Origin of the sequence: Streptomyces coerulescens, from assembly GCF_042657965.1 — a bacterium.
GTDB classification, from domain to species: domain Bacteria; phylum Actinomycetota; class Actinomycetes; order Streptomycetales; family Streptomycetaceae; genus Streptomyces; species Streptomyces coerulescens.
Genome location: NZ_JBHSKM010000007.1, coordinates 214,917 through 235,989 on the forward strand (window position 1 = coordinate 214,917; position 21,073 = coordinate 235,989).

General features: G+C 69.5%; 11 protein-coding genes. 4 read left to right on the forward strand and 7 right to left on the reverse strand.

Features of this window, described 5'->3' with window-relative positions; genetic code table 11:
* Nucleotides 1–160: 160 nt before the first annotated feature.
* Together ACFPQ9_RS12915 and ACFPQ9_RS12920 are read right to left on the reverse strand one after the other, a co-directional pair.
* The gene (locus ACFPQ9_RS12915; RefSeq protein ID WP_380851595.1) at nt 161–2,389 is read right to left on the reverse strand and encodes a UvrD-helicase domain-containing protein; all 2,229 of its coding nucleotides are present in this window, start codon (nt 2,387–2,389) and stop codon (nt 161–163) included.
* Entirely contained in the window at nt 2,386–9,168 is a 6,783-nt protein-coding gene (locus ACFPQ9_RS12920) for a DEAD/DEAH box helicase (protein WP_380851598.1), read from the reverse strand. Before ACFPQ9_RS12920 ends, ACFPQ9_RS12915 begins: the two co-directional genes overlap by 4 nt.
* Before the next feature lie 208 nt (nt 9,169–9,376).
* Here ACFPQ9_RS12920 and ACFPQ9_RS12925 point away from each other — a divergent pair, with 208 nt between their 5' ends.
* Nucleotides 9,377–10,471, forward strand: a complete 1,095-nt coding sequence (locus ACFPQ9_RS12925) for a beta family protein (RefSeq protein ID WP_380851601.1) — start codon at nt 9,377–9,379, stop codon at nt 10,469–10,471.
* Nucleotides 10,472–10,510: 39 nt separating this feature from the next.
* Nucleotides 10,511–12,073 (forward strand): NnrS multi-domain protein, encoded by a 1,563-nt coding sequence (locus ACFPQ9_RS12930; protein WP_380851604.1) that lies wholly within the window; start codon nt 10,511–10,513, stop codon nt 12,071–12,073.
* On the opposite strand, the gene ACFPQ9_RS12935 is transcribed toward ACFPQ9_RS12930, so the two are convergent.
* Genes ACFPQ9_RS12935 through ACFPQ9_RS12955 form a run of 5 tightly spaced genes read right to left on the reverse strand, consistent with a single transcriptional unit; the run spans nt 12,070 to nt 19,845 of the window.
* On the reverse strand, nt 12,070–15,879 hold the full coding sequence (locus tag ACFPQ9_RS12935; RefSeq protein WP_380851607.1) for a DEAD/DEAH box helicase: 3,810 nt from the start codon (nt 15,877–15,879) through the stop codon (nt 12,070–12,072). The genes ACFPQ9_RS12930 and ACFPQ9_RS12935 overlap by 4 nt on opposite strands.
* Nucleotides 15,880–15,881: 2 nt before the next feature.
* Entirely contained in the window at nt 15,882–16,829 is a 948-nt protein-coding gene (locus tag ACFPQ9_RS12940; RefSeq protein ID WP_380851610.1) for a hypothetical protein, read from the reverse strand.
* Nucleotides 16,830–16,872: 43 nt separating this feature from the next.
* Nucleotides 16,873–17,997, reverse strand: coding sequence for an AAA family ATPase (locus tag ACFPQ9_RS12945; protein ID WP_380851613.1), 1,125 nt, complete (start codon nt 17,995–17,997; stop codon nt 16,873–16,875).
* Nucleotides 17,994–19,301: a DUF262 domain-containing protein gene (locus ACFPQ9_RS12950; protein ID WP_380851616.1), complete on the reverse strand. Its 1,308-nt coding sequence runs from the start codon at nt 19,299–19,301 to the stop codon at nt 17,994–17,996. Before ACFPQ9_RS12950 ends, ACFPQ9_RS12945 begins: the two co-directional genes overlap by 4 nt.
* A 40-nt stretch (nt 19,302–19,341) precedes the next feature.
* Entirely contained in the window at nt 19,342–19,845 is a 504-nt protein-coding gene (locus ACFPQ9_RS12955; RefSeq protein WP_380851618.1) for an ATP-binding protein, read from the reverse strand.
* A 169-nt stretch (nt 19,846–20,014) separates the two neighbouring features.
* On the opposite strand from ACFPQ9_RS12955, the gene ACFPQ9_RS12960 reads away from it, so the two are divergent.
* Both ACFPQ9_RS12960 and ACFPQ9_RS12965 read left to right on the forward strand, forming a co-directional pair.
* Nucleotides 20,015–20,845, forward strand: a complete 831-nt coding sequence (locus ACFPQ9_RS12960; protein ID WP_380851621.1) for a helix-turn-helix domain-containing protein — start codon at nt 20,015–20,017, stop codon at nt 20,843–20,845.
* Nucleotides 20,842–21,048, forward strand: coding sequence for a DUF397 domain-containing protein (locus ACFPQ9_RS12965; RefSeq protein ID WP_380851624.1), 207 nt, complete (start codon nt 20,842–20,844; stop codon nt 21,046–21,048). Before ACFPQ9_RS12960 ends, ACFPQ9_RS12965 begins: the two co-directional genes overlap by 4 nt.
* Nucleotides 21,049–21,073 lie beyond the last annotated feature (25 nt).

Sequence of the window (21,073 nt, forward strand, 5' to 3'; positions counted from 1 at the left end):
GTCGAGGACCTCGTAGGAGCAGGTCAGCCGATGGTGCAGGTAGTCGACGCTCCAGCGGCGGAGTGTCCGGAGTCCGGCCGCGGAGAGTTGCGTACGCGATTTATCCGGTCGCTCTCCGCGTCGCCTCTGGGACTGTTCTCAACGCGACGCAGCAGCAGCGTCATGCGGCAATCAGTGGAACGAGGAATCGGCTGGGCTTCCCGTGCCAGAAGATGGCGAGCGCGTCGCGGGAGCGCGTCGCGGCGACGAAGAGCAGGGAGCGAGCGCGTTGGAGTTCGCGTCGGTACCGCAGGGCGTCGCTGTGCTGCAGCCCGATCACGGTGTTGCGTGGTACCAGGCCTTCGCTGACACCGGCGATGATCATGCGCTGGTATTCGAGCCCTTTGAAGCGGAACATCGTCCCGATGTGGACGCCCTCGTCGCCCCGTGGTCCGTCCGGACCGATTTCGACGGCCCTGATCCCCGACTGGGCCAGGGTGAACGCCACCTCCTGCGCCATGGCATTTGTGGGGACACAGATCGCGATCTGCTCAAGGGGAATGTCGTTCCAATCGGAGATCAGCTCGGCGATCTCCTCGCGTTCGGATTCCCAGTCCGGGCTCGAGTGGAGGGCCGGCGGCGCGCCGGTGAGCACGGACCGGTAGCCGGCCAGGGTTTCCTGGTTGCCGTCCAGGTCGTCGAAGGACTCGCCTTCGAGCACGCCGAGCGCTGAGCCGAGGATCTGACGCGTGGTGCGGTAGCTGAGGGTGAGCCTGGCGGACCGGCCTCGGATGTTGACGCCGAGGCTGCCCAACGTCACCTGGTTGTTGTAGATCCGCTGATGTGTGTCACCTACCAGGAAGATGTCGTTCCGGTCGCGGTCGACCATGGCTCGCAGCATCTTCCAGTGACCCGGCCGAAGGTCCTGAGCCTCGTCCACCACGATGTGCCGGTAGCGGTGGCGCAGCCACCCGGCGGAGCCGTCCTGGAGATGGATGTTGTCCAGGCCGCCGGCCTCTTCGCGCTGTCGCTCGACGGCACGGATGCGTTCTTCCCGCTCCATTTCCAGTCGGGCGGCCCGCTCGGCCACCTGGGCCCACGTCTGGCGCCCCAGCCGGTCCAGTCGCTGCGTGAACTTCTCCGCCAGCTGCCAGATCTCGGCCCGCTCGGCTCGCGCGATGTTGCGCCCCCGGCCGGCTCGGCGTGCGCGGAAGTACTCCGTGCGGGAGGCGACCGCCTGGCCGAGGATGACCTGCGTCCACTCGTCATGGAGGAAGTCCGCGTCCCAGGTCGTTTCGCCTAGCTCATCCAGCATCGCGCGCCACTCGCGCAGTACCTGGTTGTCATCAGCGGTCTGCTTGGCGTTGCCGGGTTCGGCCTCCCGCACCACTCGCAGGGCCAGCTGGTCGACGTGGCTGATCTCCACGCGGGACAGGAGTTCCTCGCCTCCCAGCTCCAGAAGACGAGTCCGGAGGTCGGCCGCGAGGTTCTTGTTGTACGTCGTGAGGAGCACGGGCTTGTTGCGCCCCGGCGGAAGCCTTTCGACCAGGTGCTTGACCCGGTGGAGGGCGACGATCGTCTTGCCTGTGCCTGGGCCACCGCCCACTCGGGCGGGACCGGAGTAGTCGCGCTCCACGAGCTTGGACTGTGTGGGATGCAGGAAGACCTTCCAACGCCCGAAGTCCTCACCTTCCAGCGCCTCACGAAGTGCTTCGTCCGTGGTCGTCACCATGGTCGCCGGACGTTCGGCGGCAGCCTGGAAGTCCTCCGTGTCGACGGGTTCGGGCGCGGCGACCGGAGCGGTCACCTGCTCCAGGACCTCGTCGTAGGACTTGCCGTCGAACAGCGAGAGCAGGATCTCGCCGGTGAGCTGCGGGGCGTACTCCACGAGCCCGAGCAGCTGCTCCTCCGTGGTGAGGGTCCGGACCACCGGGATCAGTGGTTCCGCCACACCGAGGTCGGTGAGCTGCTCGTCCGTGAAGCGCGTGAACAGACGTTCCGTCCGTGGCCGGGGCTGCTCCGGCACAGCTGGGCGGGCGGGCGAGACGCGCCGCAGCACGCTCTCCTCGACCACCTGGAGGTCGACGTACTCGATGGCTCCGGTGACCTGGTTGATGCCGTAGGAGAGCCGGTCGAGGTTCTCGTAGACCTCCTTGCGGTGCTTGAGCGAGACGATCAGCCAGTCGGTGTCGGCCAGGCGCAGCAGCAGCGCGCGGTACTCGTCGTTGACGCGTGCGGACCAGAGCCTGCTGTCTCCTTTGAGCTGCTTCAGCTGAAGACCGGTGGCCTGCGGGTTGGTCTTGAACTTGTGCTGGAAGTCGTAGAGGGCGCCCTTGACCGCGCGAGGGAGCTTGAGGATCTCCTTGTCGGCCTTGTCCAGCAGACGCAGAGTCACACTCGCGTTGTTCATCGGTGGGGCTCCCCCTGAGTCGTTCCGTCGTTCTTCACCTGTGCGTCGAGCCGATGGGCCAGCTCTTCCGCGGTCCAGGCGCTCGCGGGCCGTACGTCCCATCCGGCGGCGGCGAAGGCCCGGTCCCGGTCCTGAGCCTCGTAGTCGGGTTCCGGTTCCGCGGACCCGGGTGCGAGAACCACACCCACCTTCTGGTCCGGCCAGGCGAGCTCGGCCATCCAACCGTTCTCGTCGAGTTCGAACCCGTCGACGGGAGCGGGTACGCCACGAGTCGCCAGGGACACCGCCAGGAGCTGGAGGCCGGGTTCGTCGGGATCCAGGTACTCGAGTACGGCGTTCCAGTCCCCGCCCTGCGCGACAGGGGTCTCGACGACGGGCTCCGCGTCCTCTTCCTGCCCCACCGCCTCCAGGTCGACACGTGTGGACGCGAGCCACCCCGACCCACCCGTGACCGCGAGCGTCTCCGGCGAAAAGGCGTCGAGCTGACTGGTTGTCAACTGTGCGCTGTCCCCGCCCCCACGCTCCAGGAACTGCAGCAGATTGCTCCAGTACAGCCAGGCACGCCACCGCTCCTTGTGCGATGCGGAGTCAGTGACGGCGGCCGTGCTGTCGTCCAGGACGGTGAGAGCCGTCCACGCGGGAGGCTTCTGCCGTCCGTCGGCGACCGCGACCACACGGCACCCCGATCGGTCCGTTGCGTCGAGAATCCGAACAGGACCGCTCTGCCCGGTCAACGGTGTTCCGCGCAGGGCTGCCGCGAGTTGCGCACTCACGGCATCTCCCGGGACCGCCGCAGACCGCGGCCGCGTCCCGGTGAGCCCCGCGACGGCCGCCTCCGCACGGGCCAGCCACCGGTCCGCGTCCGGGGAACGGAGATGGGCGAGCAGCGTGTCGGCCGGATTGACCCAGACGCTTTCGGCGAGTTCGCCGGGCAGAGCGCCCCTCACCTTGGTGTAGTAGTCGCGTGCCTGTCGTCGGCCCTGGTCGTCGTAGGGCTGCCACACCGGATCGGCCGGGCCGGCCGCCGCATAGCCGGTGTCACGCACGCGCGTGCGCCACTCCTTGACGTCGTAGTACGTGAGTTGGAACACCCTGAGTCCCTCGGCCCGGAGCCGTGTGCGCTTGGCGGCGTCGTCGGCGAGACGGTTGTGCCGAGCCGAGGCATGGAACTCGTACCCGTCGAGATAGAGCGCCAGACGCGGTCCGGGCGCGTCGAGCCGTTCGAAGAGCACGTCCGGACGCGTGCCGTCGAGAACGCGCTGTTGGGACACCCGCCAGCTCAGCGTCTTTCCGGACGGGTTCGTCAGCCGAAGGTCGAGGGAGTAGGTGCCCGCGGTGGTGGTGTACGCGTCCGCGCTGGCCAGCGCCGCGGGCTGGCGCGCCCACTCCTTGAGCGTGTCGATGAACATGACCTCGAGGTCGCTCTCGGCCTGGCGCTCCATGGGAATGGCCTGCGTCGCGGCGACGGGTGAGGTCTTCCAGGCCTCACCGCCCTTGCCGAGCAGCTCGTCCAGCATCTGCCGCACTTCGTTGCGGCTGACCTTGTCGTAGTCGGTCGCCGGGACGCGGCGCAGCAGGCAGCGGTGGCAGCCGTCAAGACCCTTCTCGATGCAGGGGCAGCTCTCGATGGCCTCCCTGGCCCTGAGCAGCACCTCCCGGAAGCCGTCCGCGGAAGCGAGGCGGTGCAGATACCCGGTGCCGCCCGGCAGCCGGTCGTACACCACGAGGAAGCGCCGTGGCCAGTTGGCGTCCCCTCCGTCGGGCATGGAGGCGGCGGCGATGTCGATGTGGTCCGGGTCTCCGCCGTAGCGGGCCGCGATACCGACGAACAGGGCCGCGGTGAAGGAGGCGAGTCGCTCCTTGGCGCGGGCGACGGACGCCGGGAGCAGAATGCGCACCGCCTCCGTGACCAGCTCGTGGGCGAGCAGCAGCGGAATGTCCTGGCCCTTGCCCTGTCCGTCACCGGTCGACCGTGTCTTACGGCGGGGGCACCACAGCAGATGGTGGGCACTGGCCCTGGTGGAAGCGGCGAGCGATTCGGTGAGGCCGTCCTGGGCCTGGTCCACGACAGGACGCCCGTCGGCGGTCGCGCCACCGCAACTGGTGCACACGTAGAAGGGGTTGAGGCGAACGTCCTCACCGGCGACGGGCGCGGTGCTGCTGCCGTCCTGCCGGTCGAGCCCCAGGTTCAGGGTTCTGATGACGGCACGCCGGGTGAAGTCGACGCCGAACACGGCGGTGTCGTGCCGCCAGGAACCGGGCGCGAGCTGCGCGGGGTCGATGTCGACCGTGGTGAGCATGGAGTAGCGGCGACGGTCCCGCTCGTCCTTGTCGTCCCGGACGCGGGCGTCGTCGCGCTTGTCGCGGGCGATCACCCGCCGGGGCTCGAGCACATGCTGGACACACCCGGCGTCGGCGATCTCCCGGCTGCCGCAGCGCGGACAGGGCGAGGTGTCCGCCTTGGCGTTCTCCGCGCGGGTGTAGCCGCACGCCGGGCACAGCCGCCACACCGACCAGGCGCGGCGGTCGGGGCTGCCGATGTCCAGGGCGCGCACGACGTGCTTGTAGCCGTTGACGTAGAAACTGTTGCCCGGGGCGAGTTCGGCGAGCGAGAGCCGGCGCGAACGCTCGTAGTCGCGTACCTCGCTGCGATAGGTCTTCTTCGCACCCTCGTCGCCGGAGTCCTGCTCCTCCGTCCAGTAGAGCGTGGCCTCCAGCTGGGTCGTCGTGTCCGTGAGGCTGTAGTTCGGCAGCAGACCCAGATCGACCAGCGCGCCGTGTGCGCTGGTCTGGCTGAGCTCGCGCAGCAGATCCCCGGTCGTGCGGCGCTCCGCCAGCAACTCCCGGTGCTCCCGGTCCTGTTCGGGGTCGGAGCGCACCAGGCCGTCCATCGCCGTGTCGATGGCCGCGATCCGTCGGCGCAGCTCCTCGCGCCGCGCCATCCAGTCCTCCTCTGCTTCCTGGAGAGTGCGCACGATCCCGCCGGTCGCGTACGCCCGCAGCTCCGCGGCGGCATGGTCGGTGACCCCCGCGAAGAGGGCCAGGAAGTCCTCGACCAGGCGCGCGCCATGGGTGAGTGCCGCGTCCGCGAGGTCCTGGCACCAGCCCGTGGTGCCGAAGAGCGCGGACACCAGCCGGGGCGCGGGCTGGAGCCGCTCGCCGTCCGCGGTGGCCAGCGCTCCCCGGGCCGCGAGATCGAGCAGATGCGCCGTGTACTGGCGACGCAGGATCTCGACCGCGGACAGATAGCAACCCGGCGGGACGATGTCCCCCGCGATCATCTCGCGTGGCTCGTCCAGGTAGTACAGGTCACGGGCGCGCCGCCCGCCGAAGGCCACCACCAGCGCGTTCCCGGTCCTGCGTCCGGCGCGGCCGGCCCGCTGCACGTAGTTCGCCGGTCCCTTCGGCAGCGAGCCGAGGAGCACGGCCGACAAGTCACCGATGTCGATGCCGAGTTCGAGCGTGGGTGTGCACGACAGCACGTTCGGGTCGGTGTAGTGGGTGCCGTCGCGGAACGTGCGCTCGACGCGCTCGCGCTGTGGCCGCGTGAGCATGCCCGTGTGCTCGGCCGTCACCACGCGGAAGGTGCCACCGGTCAGATACAGCCGCCGGTAGTAGTCGCCGACGTAGTCACGCTCGCGTGACCCGCCGAAGCTCCCGGACGTGCTGGTGACACTCACCGAGACGTCGTCCTGAGGCGGCCGCAGCACCCCCTGGCAGCGGTAGCGCGGACACGGATGCCCGTACCAGCGGGTACGGCGCTCCGGCAGGACGACCTGCTCCCATCCGCAGTCCGGGCAGCTGACGAACGCCTTGTTGACCGATGTGTCGTCCAGCAACCGCACTTCGACGTGCCCCGGCTGCAGCCCGTACACCTTCGTCGTCCGGTCCTGTGCCGCGCGGACCGCCAGCACATGCTCCTCCGCGAGCACCGGCAGCAGCCGCCGCAGATACTCGTTGGCGCCCGCGCCATCGAGGCCGAGGCAACGCCGGGTCCAGTCCTGGTACCAGCCGAGCCGGCCGGTGGCCGCGTCGAACGTCGACTTCTCCTTGGGGGCGTCCAGCAGGAACCGCGGCGCGGGAACTCCGTCGGGGAACGCGGGCATACCGTCGGGCCGTCCGCCCCACACCTTGAATCGCGTGACTCCGGCGTCCCGCATCCACGGCTCCAGCCACCGGTGCCGTACGCCACCACGCAGCCTGATGCGCTCCAACAGCCCGCGTACGAACGCCAGATAGCGGTCCGGCGTGGGCAACTCGCCCACCGCCACCAGTTGGCCCGGCAGCGACAGATGCAGATCGCGGGCGAGCGCAGTGACGCGGTCCGGCTCGCGCAGGGCGACCTCGGCCGCCACGGTGCGGGTGAGCTCCAGCGTGCGCCCCTGCCGGGATCGCAGGCCGAACTCCATCACCGTGGCGAACGCAAGCCGCTCACCGATCAGCTTCCAGCTACGGGCATCCCCCGTGCCCCGCCCGGACAGCAGGCGGTCCACGCCGGGCTCGTCATGCAGGTCGGGCGGTACCACGGCCGCCAGGGCCTGAGTGTCGTCGATGGAGTCGAGGACATTGCCGATCAGGTCGTTGAGCGGCAGCGGTTCCGGCGAGTCGGTGAGGGCGTGGGCGAGGAGCGAGCGTAGCGAGAACTTGTACGAGGCGTTGGCGACGTACCCCGCACGGTGCGCGGCGTCCTGCGTCGAGTCATTGAACAGCAGCGTCTTGCGCTCTTCCGGTACGAGCGCGATGTCCCCGCCCGTGAACAACTGCGTGACGGTCGCCGAGGCCAGGGCCGCCAGCGCCGTACCGAGGAAGCGGATGCCGTTGTCGGTGTTGCAGGCCGGGCAGCGGTCGTCGACGGCCGCCCGGTCGGCCGACTTCTTGTCGGTGATGGCCAGCGCGAACCATCCGTCCTGCAGTTCCTCGCGGTCGGCGGGCGTCGGCAGGCGGTAGGTGCCCTGCGCGCCGTCGAGGACGACCACGGAGAGCGGATCGACGCCGCTGCCCTTGCCCGAGGACGGCTTGGCGCCGGTCAGCGCGTTCAGCGCCTCGTCCCGCTCTGCCGCGGTGGCGGCGATGAAGTACCGGATCCGCCGCTTGTCTCGCCCCACGCCCGCGCGCCAGACCCGGTCCTGGGCCATGACGAGCTGCTGCGGGTCGGCTTCCGGGGACAGTGCGGCCCAGCCCGACCGTCCGCAGGTGCGGCAGTAGACGGCGGGCAGATGTACGGCGGCGGGCCGGACCGCGGTGTCCGCCCCCGGCTGTGCCTGGGCGCGCCGGGCATCACCGGACGGCCATCCCCCGGACGAACGCTCACCGTCGGCGCCCTCGAAAACCTCCGCATCGGCGGGCGGCGCGGCGAGCGCGGAACGACGTGCGGCGGTGCGGTCGTCCTCGTACCACCGGAACTCGGGGTTCGGGCTCACCCCGCGCAGCACGCGTGTGACGGGCCGCACCCACAGATGAGCCTCGATATGCAGCAGCGGCCGGGGCCGCTTCGCCTCCGACTCAGGGTCCCGGGCGGCGGACAGCAGCGCCACGAAACGCGAGAGTGCCTGAAGCACGAGCCGCGGGTTCTCGCGTGCGGTACGCCCCCATGCATACCCGAACCGGCTCATACGGTCCCGCAGTTCCCACTCGCTCAGCGGCTCGCCGTCGAGCAGCGACAGGACGCCGTGTGTGAAGTCGTGTCGCTTCAGCAGCCTGCCGATCCGGAACGCGTCCAGCCCTCTGCGCCCGAGCAGCCGCTCCGCTAGCCCGTCGAGATCGAGCAGGTCGGGCCGGGCCTCGATACCGGGACCGCCGGAGCAGTCGATGACCTCTTTCGGTGTCGGCGGCTCGGGCAGCTCGTAGTCGATCTCGCCGGTGAACTGCTCCGCGGACATCCGCTCCTCGCCGATCACCGTGTCGGCCGGGAAGGGCATGCCGAAGACCTGCTCGGCCACCTCCAGGATCCCGCCGTCGGGAGTGGCGCCCTCGCCCAAGGTTGCGGACGTGGCAACGGGACAGATCGCCCCTAGCGGTCGCCCCGGCCGGCTCTTGCCCGTCGCCGCCGCGAGCCGCCGCAGCAGCATCGCGACGTCGGTCCCCTGCGCCCCGTCGTACGTGTGGAACTCGTCGAGCACCACGTACGTGATGTCGGCACCGTCCCACAGGGGCTGGTCCTCGCCTCGCTGCAACAGCAGGTCGAGCATCTTGTAGTTGGTGATCAGCACGTCCGGCGGGGAGACCCGCATCTCCTCGCGGCGGGTCATGACGCGCCGGAAGTCGGTGTCGGGGCGGTCACCGATGTAGAGCCCCGCGGTGACCTGGGCAAGCTCCGGCTGTGCCAGAAACTCGCCGATACGCCCCGCCTGGTCGGTGGCGAGAGCGTTCATGGGGTAGAGGAGCACGGCCTTGACGCCGGCCCGCCCGGCAGCCCTCTCCCGTCGGCAGTGGTCGAGCACAGGCACGAGGAAGGACTCCGTCTTGCCGGACCCGGTGCCGGTGGTGATCAGCGTCGGCCGCGCGGGCCCTCGCAGGGTGCTGAGCCGCTCCCACGCCTTCGCCTGATGCCGGTACGGAGGAAAGCCGGGAGTCCATTCGAGGTGCTGCCGCCAGCCGTCGTCGGCGGTGTGGAACGGCGTCCGGATGCGTAGATACGGCCCCCGGAAGATCCCGGTCTCGGGGTGATTGAGAAACCGCTCCAGGGCGAGGCGGGTGTCGGAGTCGGTCAGTGCGTACGTCGTCGTGAGGTACTGGGTCAGACTGCCGCGCACCTGCGCGGCGGCCAGGGTGGGCCGCACGACGTACTCCTTCGTCCCAGGTCAGTGTAGGGATCAACCGTTCAGCCCAACCGTATAGGGGCGAACCGACCGCGTCCCCCGAATCACGACTCGCACCAGTCGTTTCAGGTTCGAATCTGGCCGGAATTGCGTTCTTTCGCAATGAAGGATGCCCACTCACCCTGTGACCAGGGCTGATGGGTGATTCGGCGGGCGAGGGGGAGCCGCGATGACCGAGCCGATGTATGTACCCGTACTGCCGACACGACCGCGTGCCTGGGACGCCTACGGGCTGCTGGATTCCCGATTACGGAGACGCGTCGCACCACTGTGGACGATCGTCCCGCGCACCGGCACGGAGCGGACCCGAGGGGAACGGGCCGTCCCGGAGCCGGACGACGAAGGGACATTGACGGAGCGCTGGCTCACCCCGCTCGTGGACCGACTGATCAAGGTCATGGACGGCGCGCCCGGTTGGGTCGACGCCGCCCATGCGGAGAGCCATGTCCGGGGATCCGCCGCGGCCCTGTGGCGGTTGGCGACCAGGAGCGCTCTGAGGCTGGTCACCGGCCCGGAACGGGACCACACGCTGCAGCGCCACACGGCCGATCTCGCGTTCCTCAGCGGCCGGGGGCTCGGCTTACGGCTCCTCGTCGACGAGCAACCGGACGAGCGGTGCTCGATCGAGCTGCTGGCAATGGTCGCCCGCCTCTGCCTGGTGCCGTCACGGACCGACCTCATCCTGGACATGGGCGCGGCCACGGAAGGCGACGAGACGGCAAAGAGGGCGATCACCGCGCTGGATCTGCTCGGCACCCTGTTGCCCTGGCGCACGGTCGTGCTCGCGTCCGGAGCCTTTCCGCGTTTCCACGACCAGCCGGGCGGGCCGTTCGAGTACAGCGTGCGGCGCTATGACCGCCGGCTCCACCAGACGGTTCGTATGGCCCGGCCCGCGTTCCCCAGGGCGCTGGTTTACGGCGACTACTCCTCGGAGCACGTCGCCGCAGCCAACATTCCTCCCGGCAACGGTCGGTACGGTCCACCGTGGGGCCTGCTGCGCTACACCACACCGGACCGGTTTCTCATCGCCCGTGTACCGACCCGGGGGAGCGGGCACGTCGACCGGGTCCGTGCCATGGCCCGTTGGATCCAGGAGTCCGAGGACTTCCGTGGCGCCGACTGCAGCGAGGGCGAACGCTGGCTGCACGAGTGCGCGGCGGGAGAGGGGGCCAAGGGCTCCGGCACGCCCGAGACGTGGATCAAGATGGGGCACGTCCAGCACATGAATTTCGTCGTGAGCCGGCTCATGGGCGCTGTGGAATGATCCATCGGCAGTCAGCACACGCCTATGGGGGAGGCACGCGTGCCTGTCCGGTACGACCAGCGAGCACTGGCACTTGTCGAGGTGCGCGGTGGGCCCAGGGACTGGGAAAAGGCCGAGAGCGAGTTCACGCAGCGCGACTGGCCGATCGTCACCTCTTTCGCCCGGGGCGAGGGTCCTTCGGCGGGAGTACTGACGCCGGACGGTGACTCGCGGTTGTACGGCGTGGAAGTGCACCTCTTCGGTGCGCGCAACAACAGGACCGAGCAGGCGGCGGCATGGCGGGTTCAGCGTCTCGCACAGGCAGCCAAGCTCGAAATGTACGTCAGGCGCTGTGACGTACTGGACCGAGACCGGGAACAGCTCACCGAGTGGCGGACCCACACCGTCGCGCACCGGCCACCTCTGCGCCCGCCCCTGCGCGCGTTGCCCCCTGTCGCGAAACTGCGCCGGATCTGGGCCGTCCTGCGTACCCGTGCCGCCGAGCGACGAGGCCACCACGACACCGGAACGTACGTGACGGGCACGGCCTCGGAAGCCAGGAGGCTCGCCCGCATGGGCATGCCGACGGGAGCACCGGCCCGGAGCGATGTCGACGTAAGGGCCCTGCAGGGACGGGACCGCGGTCACATCGTCCCCAGGCGTGAGGAGGACGGCAGCCGTCAGCGCAACCGGCTCGTAGGTTGGTTGCTGGCGATGTCGTTCTGCGCGGTCGTCGCCAATCACCAGTCCGGCCCCAGCGTGTGGTTCTGGGGGATCCTCGCGGTGGCCTGCTTCGCCGGGGCGCTGCGCAGCGGTACCAAGATCTTCCTCTCCGGCGGGCGCGGGCTGAGTGTCTTCATCGTCTGCGCGGCGGCGTTGATCCTTGTGGCGGGACCCCTTGGTCGGATCGGTTCCGAGAGCGATCCCGTGACGCCGCGGCAGATGCTCATATGGCTGGCCGTCCTGTTCACCTTGAGGGGCATCTGGCTCCTGGTACGGCAGTGGACCTGGGGCGAGTGGCTGGCCTGGATGGCCCCGCTGGTGTTCACCGTGGGGGTGTCCTTCGTGGTGGCCTCCGGGTCGGTGCTCCACGCTCTTTACGCCGATGCGCTCGGCCTTGATCCCGAGGATCTGGATGTGCCGGGGATCTGGCAGGTGATGGCCGCGGGCAAGCTGTTGGCTTTCCTGAGCCTGGCGCTGTTCGTACCGGCGGCCTGGGGCATGGCCAAGCATGCGCATTCGTCCTTCGTCCGCCCGGGCGAGACCATGAACGGGACGCTGTACGCGGCGGCGCAGGTCATGGTGATCGGGCTGGTCACGCTCCTGGCCATCGACTCGGCGGACGACGCCGTCAGAGCTGTGAGGACGGCCGCCGAGGAACGGAAGACCGCGCCGCCCTACTTCGGCGTCGCCCCCGAATGGACCTGCGTCGAGCCGACGATCGCCATAAACCGGGTAAACGTTCAGGGCGCCGAGCTCCACCCCACGCGCCCCTACCTGTCGTTCGGCGTGTCCGGTGACGACGTCGTGCTGTGGGACACGGCCACCGCGGCACCGTTCAAGGTGCCCACCGGTCAGGTCCGTCTGCTCCCGGCGAAGGACCCGCGCAAGGCGTGCGACTAGAGGGCTTGGCGCGCGGCCCACACCCGCCGCGGCAGCCGCGCGGGGTCCGCGAGCAGGTCGAAGTAGGGCTCCTTGCGCCAGCTCTCCTGATGCCCGATGACGAACAGCCGCCGCTTGGCCCTGCTCACGGCCACGTTGAGGAGGTTCGGTTTCTCGGCGGCCCAGGCACGGGCGTGCGCACCTTCCCGCGGATGGGTGCCCAGGACCAGGATGACCACGTCCGACTCCTTGCCCTGCATGGTGTGAACGGTGCCGATGTGGTCCTTCACGAAGGCGGAGACCTGTTTGCGGTAGGACTCCGCAGTCACGCCCGCCGGTACGGCCTCGCCCAGGCGCATGCCGCGCACCGTCCTGACGCAGCCGGCGACCACCTCGCGGAACGGGCTGAGAACGCGTACCCGGTCCAGCTCGATGCCCCACTGCCGATGCAGCACGGTGAGCATCCGTTCCAGGGCCGCGCCCTCCTCCGGAACCCATTTGCCGGCGGTCTCGCCCGCGACCACGTCCACCCAGCAGCTGAGGGGATAGGCACAGGAGAGGCAGCCGCGCCTGTCCTCGGTCACGCACTCCGGGCAGAACTCCGGCCCGGGGAACGGCTTCTCCGCCGTTCCGTAGACCATCAACCCTTCGTACGCGATGTCGTTGCTGAGCTCGAACATCGTGTGCTCGCACCGCCGGTGCACACGCAGCGGCGCGCCCACCCAGACCGGATCGATCTCGCCGTCCGGCTGACGGGACTCCACCGTCGTACCCCAGCGGTTGGTCCGGTCCGCGACCCGCTGGGCGGAAGTCGCAGAGGGGAGCCACGCCTCGTCGACGCCGTACGCCTCCCGCAGCCGCTCCTGCACGGACATCGGGAGCGGGACGACGGGCTCCAGCTGCAGCGGATCCCCGACCAGTACGGCGCGCCGGGCCCGCCACAGGGCTCCGACCGCCGCCTGGGGCGCTGCCTGGCCGGCCTCGTCTATCAGCACCCAGCCCAATGCGTCCTGACCGAGCGGCCCGAAGAGGCGCCCGCAGGACGAGAAGGTGGTGGACACCACCGGCATCGCCAGGAACAGCGACTGCCAGACCGCCAGCGCCGCGTCCTGTGGCGCGACTCCGGCGAACACCTCTTTGAGCAGCAGCAGGTTCAGGCGCAGGGTACGGGCATTGGCGACGATGAAGGCACGGTGCAGATTCAGCGCGGCGAGGAACACTTGGGTACGCGCGGTACTGAACTCCTCGTCGGACCACGGTGCGGACAACTCGCGCCGTGTGTCGCCGAGTTGATCCCAGTCCTCAGGAACGCGCTCGCCCCAGTCGGCGCGCGCCTGTTCCAGAACGCGCCGCGCTTCATCGGCGGCGTCACGCGCAAGCCCCAGCCGATCGAGCGCGTGCCTGCGGATCTCGACACGTTCGTCCAGCGCACGTTCCGCGGCGAGTGCGTGATTCCGGGCCGCCCCGCACCCGAGGTACGTCCGCTCCACCTCCGCCTGGAACCAGCGCTCCCGTTCCTGCCACTCCACGTACGTGCTCCCGGTGCCCAGCATGCCCCGCAGACCGCCGGGCCGGCCTTGCGCATGGCTCTCGGCTCCTTCGCGCGCGTCCTGGTACGCCGCAGACGCCTCCCGCAGCGCGGTGTACGCGGACTCGACCGCTTCCGCGGCCTGCTCCTCGTCCTGGCGCGCCCGCCGCTCCGCCGACCGAGCGGACACCACGTCCATGCCGAGCCGCTCTACGTCGCGCAGCGCACGTGCCGCGGCCGCCCGCGCGGCACGCAGGCTCTCCGCGTGCCGTAGCACACGGTTGAACTCGGCCTTGGCGGCGGCCCAGCCGTCCACGGCGGCGGTGCCCGCCGGTACCGGGGCAGGCCCGTTCGCCTCGCGGCCGGCCTGGTGGGGAAAGCGCACGTCGGCAGGAGGGTCGTACAGCGACTCACCGCGTTCCAGGCGTTGCAGCAGCGCCTGCATGCCGTTCGACGGCGGAGGACCGTCGGCACCCTCCCGCCGGTTTCCCGCGCGGCTCCGGGAGTCCCGCTTGGGCCTCTCGCCCCACCACCAGCGCTCCATGAAGTCCTTGCGCTTCTCGGCCTTGCCCAGCGGCGCGGCGACGGCGCCCCAGGCCGGAGCGCCGCCCAGCAGTGACACGGCCTGGTCGAGAAAGTACGACGCCTCCGATCGCCACTCCTCACCCAGCGCCTCCAGCGCGGGCAGCTCGGTGGTGATGTTCTGCACGGCCCCGTTGTTCGAGGAGGCCACGACGATCTCATGACCGGTGAGCTCGGGCCGGAGCAGGGTCACCGTGCGGCGGGAACCTTCCGAGATCCACTCGAACCGTCCGCTGAACCCGTCCGATGCCCGCGTGAGCGCGGTCAGACGCACGGCTCGTTCCACCACGATCGCGGCGATCAGGTCACGGAGCATCGTCGTCTTCCCGGTCCCGGGCGGCCCGTTGACGGAGAACAGCCCGCTACCGCCGGACAGCTCGGCCGTGATGGCGTTGACCGCGAACTGCTGGCTCAGCGCGAGCGGATGCCCGACCGGAGCCGGCCACCGCCCCAGCGGCGTCACGTCCGGTGCCACACCTTCCAGAACCGCTTCCGGCCGGTCGCGTACGTCGATCCGGTCCCACGCCCGTACGGCCGCGGGGCCGGTCAGGTAGGCGGTCAGCGCAGCCCCGTGCCCGTCCGCCTCCGCGACCCGCTCCAGATCCTCCGGCAGCAGGCTGTTGAGGAACGCGGGATCCGGGTCGGGAAGCGAGCCGTCCTTCCGCCTGCGAACCCGCTGACTGTGGATGCGGATGCTCGCCGGGGACAGCAGATCGCCCACCCCGCACAGATCGGCCACGTGCGCGGCGAACGCCACCAGGTCGGGCAGCTCCAGCGGTCGCCCGGGCTGCGACTCGGGCTCGACCGCCTCGTCCGGAGTGCCCTCCGGCGCCACCTGCGGCTGAACGGTGCCGTCCCCGTGGTCGGGTGTCACCTCAGCACGCCCGACAGGAGGCGGATGACCCGTCCCGGTACCGTCGTCCGTACGCCGCCGGCCCTGCCCGACCCGCCGCACGACGGGCCGCAGGGCCCCCGCGACGGCACCGGCCCCGAAATCCCCGATCAACGCGCCGAGTGCGCCGACCGCGGCCGAGCCGAGAATCTCCCGCACCAGGCCGCGCCAGTCACGCGAGCGGGCACGCGCGGCGCCGCCGGTCGTCGTGACCTCATCCGGGACCAGCGGGACAGGATCGGGGACAGGACCTGGAACGGGATCCGTGGGTGCGGGGATTCGGAGATAAGGAATGTGATGCCGGGTGAGCATGCTGATGGCCTGCAGGCACGCGGACTCGGTCTCCTCGAATCCGTCGAGCCAGCCCGGTGCGTACGGCCCCGGATCACGGACGCGCCCGGTCGCCCACGCACACGTCGAGAAGGCCGACCCGCCGTCCAGCAGGATGCCATCGGCGTCCACGGTGATGGAGAAGACCGCGGTCTCGCCCTTCTGCCGCCGGACACCGGCGTGGTCCTCGCCGTCCGCCCCGAAGTGCAGCTCAAGAGCGTCGCGGACGGCGGACAGCGGGAAGACACCGCCGTAGACCGTGTGGCGCCACACTTCCTTGCGGGTGTCGATCCGCTCGCGCCGCAGCGGATGAGCCGCCTCCCACGGCAACGCGGGCCACGGCTCTCCGGGACGGACGTCCACCTGCTGGATCCACTCGCGCTCCGACACCCGGGCCGCGCGCCGGGGAGGGGACGGCAGCTGAGGCGGGCTGAAGAGCTCCACTGCCCGCCAGTACTTGACGACTTCGGCGCGCCGCCGCTGCTCCGATCGCATCGTCAGTTGGACAATCGGTCGCTGCCGGGCTTGTCACCGACGTAGCCCAGACGGAAGGACTTCCGCTCGGGTACCAGCCGGAAGTAGAGCCTTCCCTTGCCCGGTGTCATGCGGCCGTGCCAGGAGAAGCACGCGTCCTTGCCGTCGAGATCCGGGTCCGCGAACGTGCACAGGTGACGCCGGGACTGCGACTCGGGCGTGATGTGCGGGTTCTGCCAGTCGGGCTCGGGGGAGCGCGCGAGGTCCCAGTGGTCGGCGGCCGTGGACTGGAGGTCGGCGAGGAGGTCGCGGACGGGCAGGAACCACTTCGGGTCGAGGGAACGCAGGTCCCGGTCGAAGCGAGGGAGGCGCTCCAGCCTCGGGAAGAACTCGTCCCAGGCGTCGAGGAGTTGGGACGAGCGGGTGAGGGAGCTGAGCCCGGTGCCGCGCGCCCACGTCTCGTGCTCGTCGGCGTTCTGCGGGGTGGAGCAGTGCCTGACCTTGTCCTGGAACGTCTCGATGTCGTCCTCGCCGACGCGGTTGATGTCGACGTCGAGCCAGGAGGCCGCCCACTTCGGGCTGACCGGGAGGCTGATGGCCATGCCGTCCACCAGGTGGGCGGCGCCGATGCCGATGGCGCGGCGGCCGTCGTGGAAGTGCTCGACGTCGGCCGGGGCGTGCCCGGCCGCTTCGAGTACGCCGCGCAGGGCGCCCGGCGTGCGGTCGCGCAGCCTGAGGATGTAGCGGTGCCGCTCCCTGTTGCGGGGCGTGGCGTTCACCCATTGCTGGTAGACGTAGCCGCGGGCGAGTTCGGCCGGCTGGAGCGGGCTTTCGGTGACGAGCTCGACGTTCTGCCCCCAGCTCTTGAGGTGCTTCAGGGTGGCCACGAACGTGGCCATGGCTTCGTCGACGTGTCTCGGACCGGCGTCGGACTGGCAGGAGAGTTCGTTCAGGAATAAGGACAGCGGCACTACGGCCCCCCAATCGTGGTACGCGACGGTCGACGGACGACGGTCAGTCGAGGAGCTGTTCGAGGGAGTTCTCCCACTCGTCGAAGAAGCCCTCCGGCCAGTCGGAGAGGGAACCGTCCTCGTGGATGCGCGGGGTGATGATCTCCGCCTGCAGCCCACGCCGGCGGAAGTAGTGGACGGCGGTGTCCGAGGCGGGGATGGCGCCGTTCTTGACCGCCAGGCGCAGGCCGTTCAGTACGTGGTCGGAGTGCGTCTCCACGATCAGCTGAGCCCCGGCCGACGCGGCGGCGGCCAGCAGCGCGGCCATACGGGACTGGCCGCGCGGGTGGAGGTGGGCCTCCGGGTTCTCCAGCAGGATCAGGCTCCCCGGCCCCGCCGACAGGCACGCCACGACGATCGGCAGGGCATAGGTGAGACCGAAGCCGACGTTCGTGGGGCGGCGGCGGGCGGAGGAGTCAAGGCCGGCGGTGCCGTCGAAGCCGTAGCTGAGGCGGACTGCGTCGATGCCGGGGATCTCCGTCGCTTCCAGGTTGACCCCCGGACACAACTCCTGCATCCATGCCACGACATGGTCGAGGAGGTTGTTCGTGGACACATCCGGGTGCCGCAGGGCCTTGCCGCCCAATGGGCGCTGAGCGTGGTGCCGGAGGTAGTTGACGGTGTGTTCGCCGCGCGAGCCGAGGAAACCGAGGCCGATCGCCTGGTGATGGGACTTGGGGTAGCTGGTGGCGGGGGCGATGCGGTCCGCTTTGAGGTACTGGAAGCGGCGGCGGCTGAAGACCGCTTTCGTCCGGTCGGCGTCCGAGGCGGCGTGCAGGGTCAGCACGTCCTGCTCGGCGGCGAACAGCGCGGACCAGGTGAAGGTCTGCCCCTCGCGCGTGCGCAGCGCGATGCCGATGAGCGGAGCGGGTGCCTCAGGTGTCTGCAGGACGTCCTCATGCAGGACGTCCAGTCCCGTTCCGAGCTCCACCAGATCACCGTTCAGGAGAAGTCCGCCGTCCGAGGAGTACAGGGTGGACGAGTCATACGACTGCCGCAGGAGGACGAACGCCTGGAGGACCGAGCTCTTGCCGGACGAGTTCAGTCCGGTCAGCAGCGTGACCGGGGCGAGCGGGATGTCGGCCGACCTGAACGCCTTGAAGTTGGTCAGCGACAACTGGTCGATCACTGCGCACTGCCCCCGTTGCTGTCCAGAATGGTGCGGAAGAGGTCACGGACTCTGGCGAACCGAATCTGGACCCTTGCCCGGTCGCCGGTGCTGACGGACACCGCGGTCTCGAAGTACGGGTCGTGCATGAGCTGTTGGTACCCCTCCACCACTTTCTGGCGGGACGCTACCAGCGTGGCTCGCTGGGAGTGCGTGAGATCGGCCAGGTTGACTGTCACTGTCTCGAAGAGGGCCTTGTTGACGGGATTCCGCCACTCCTGCCCCGGATACAGCTTGCGGAAGGCGTGTTTGTCGAAGATCGCCTCCGCTGTGGTCATAGCCCGCTTGAAGTGAGTGGCAAGCGCGACCCGTGCCTCGTCCGGCAGCCGGTTGATCTGCCGCATGGTGTGGGCGAGGAACTGATCGAAGTCCGGGGCCTTGAAGGACTCGGGGTCGGTGAGCATGAAGGCCAGGGCACGCAGCACCATCTCCCGGTCGGCCATGCGCGAGACGCCGACGCTGCGGGTGGTCGCCGAGAGGAACTCCGGTGACTCGGCCAGCGAGGACAGCAGGGCGCGGGCAGGTCCCGGAATGAGCGCGTGCCGGATCTCCTGCCGGGTCAGGGGCAGCCCGCCGGTGTTGATACGGGCGAAGATGTTGAACTTGACCTCGTCCGGAGTGCCGGGCCGGATGACATGGACGACGACCTGCGTCTCGTTCAGCCGGATCTGCAACCGCCCCGTGAGGTCCTCGTACCGCTTCCCCTCAAAGTCGTTCTTCAGATACTCCAGCCCGCGCAGCCGCAGCGGCCCCGCCTTGATCCCCGCCACGTCGGCCAGTGCCTCGGGCGCGATGAAGCGGGCGATGGCGGTGAGCCGCTGGATGCCGTCGACGATGGCCCATGAGCTGTCGGTCGCCCAGTCGCTGTCGTCGAGTTCGGCCGCGTAGAAGGACGGGATCGGGATGCGAAGCAGCAGCGACTCGATCAGCCGGCTCTGCTGTTCGTCCGACCAGATACCGGCACGCCGCTGGAAATCCGGCGCGAGGTCGATCATCCCGTTGCTCAGCCGGGACATGAGCAGGTTGATGGTCGGGTTGCTGGTCTGGATCTCGATCTTGGAGGGGTCGTACGGCGCGGTGATGCGGTCCGCGGAGTCCTCGCCCTCGCCGTCCCCGACCTCCAGTTCCACATCGATCGCCCGCCCGTCGGCACCGACCTCGACCCGGAACGCGCCGCTGTCCTCGGCGTCGTCCATATAGCGGCTGAACAGTGACGCCTGTTCCCGCGCCGCCTTGCGACTGCCGATGCTGTCCTCCTGCGACATGTGCCCTCGCGTCCCGTTCCGTGGCCGAATTGACTGCGTATCACGTCGGTGTCGATTCTGCCTGACTTCGTACGGCGACGGGCGGCGGCGGTTCGAGCAGCTCCGCCCATACGGTCTTGCCGGGAGCCGCTCGGCGAGGGGTGACGCCCCAGTCGTCCGCGAGGGTGGCGACCAGGAGGAGGCCGCGGCCGGATTCGGCGTCGGGGGCGGCGAGGGCCGGGGGTGTGGGGGAGGGGCGCCTCTCGGCCCGGGTGTCGGTCACCTCGATGCGGAACGTGTGCGCCGTCAGGGAGAGTTGGAGGTGGAAGTCGCGGCCGGGGACGTGGCCGTGGCGTACGGCGTTGGCGGTGAGTTCCGCCGCGATGAGGGTGAGCGTCTCGTTGGTGGGGGTCGTGTACGGGTGGCCCCACTCGTTCAGGCGGTGCGAGACGAGGCGGCGGGCGAGGCGGGCGCCGCGGGGCGTTGAGGTGAACCGCATGGCGAACTCGCGTTCGGGTGCGGTGGGCTGCGGCATATGCCCGTTCGTGGGAGTTGCTGACTTCATGAGGTGAACGGTTGCGGACTGTGCGTAGCGTTGAACAGGAGTGATGCGCTGACGGGTGTGGGCTGTACGCGTCGGCGGTGAGCTTGTGTGCGGTGTGGGGCGTGACCGGTTCCCGGGCCGTGCGTTGGGTGGAATCCGGTGGCTGGGGCGGTACGGGAGGAGCGGCGGCGTGAGTGACGAGGTTCAGCAGCCGGAGTACGAGTTCGGGGCAGGGATTCTCTGTGTGTTCGGGCGGCAGTTGAAGCTGTTCCGGGAACGGGCGGGGATGGACCGGGCGAAGTTCGGGTCGCTGACGGGGTATTCGGCCTCGACCATTGCGTCGTTCGAGCAGGGGAGGCGGATTCCGCCGCCGAAATTCATTGACGGGGCGGATGAAGTGCTGGGTGCGGGTGGGGTGTTGAGCGCGAGTAAGAAGGAGGTGGCTCGGGCTCAGTATCCGGCGTTCTTCCAGGATGCGGCGCGGTTGGAGGCCAAGGCGACAGCCCTGCATGTGTACGCGACCAAGGCTGTACCAGGGCTGTTGCAGACGGAAGAGTACGCACGGGCGGTGTTCTCCATGTGGCGCCCGCTGCTGGATGAGGAGGTCATCACTCAACGGGTCGCCGCTCGCCTGGCACGCCAGGAGATCTTCTCCCGGACACCGCTGCCCACGATCAGCTTTGTCATCGAGGAGTTCGTGCTGCGGCGGCCCCTTGGTGGACGGGCCTCGATGCAGGGACAGTTGGAGCAGATCCTGCTTCACGGCCACCGACGCAACGTGGAAATCCAGGTGATGCCGATCGAACGGGAGGAGCACGCTGGGTTGGATGGCCCCTTCACCTTGATCGAGACCAAGGAAGGGCAGAGGATCGCGTACGTGGAGGCGTACAAGGACAGCCGTCTCTACACGGAGCGGAAGCAGGTGCGGGAGATTGAGGAGCAGTACAGCATCCTCCGGGCCCAGGCTCTCACTCCGCGCGAGTCGCTGGCCCTCATCGAGAAGTTGCTTGGAGAGAGATGAACGCCCAACAGCCCATAGCGCCGGTGCCTGAGTCGGCCTGGTTCAAGAGCAGTTACAGCACGGGCTCCGGCGGCGAGTGCGTCGAAGTCGCCGCATGCCCCGGCAGGGTTCACGTCCGTGACTCCAAGGACACGACCCGTTCCGCACTGGCCGTGGAGCCCACGGCGTGGACCTCGTTCGTCGGGTTCGCGGCTCGCGGCTGACGCCCGGTGCCCTGCGGTCTACGTG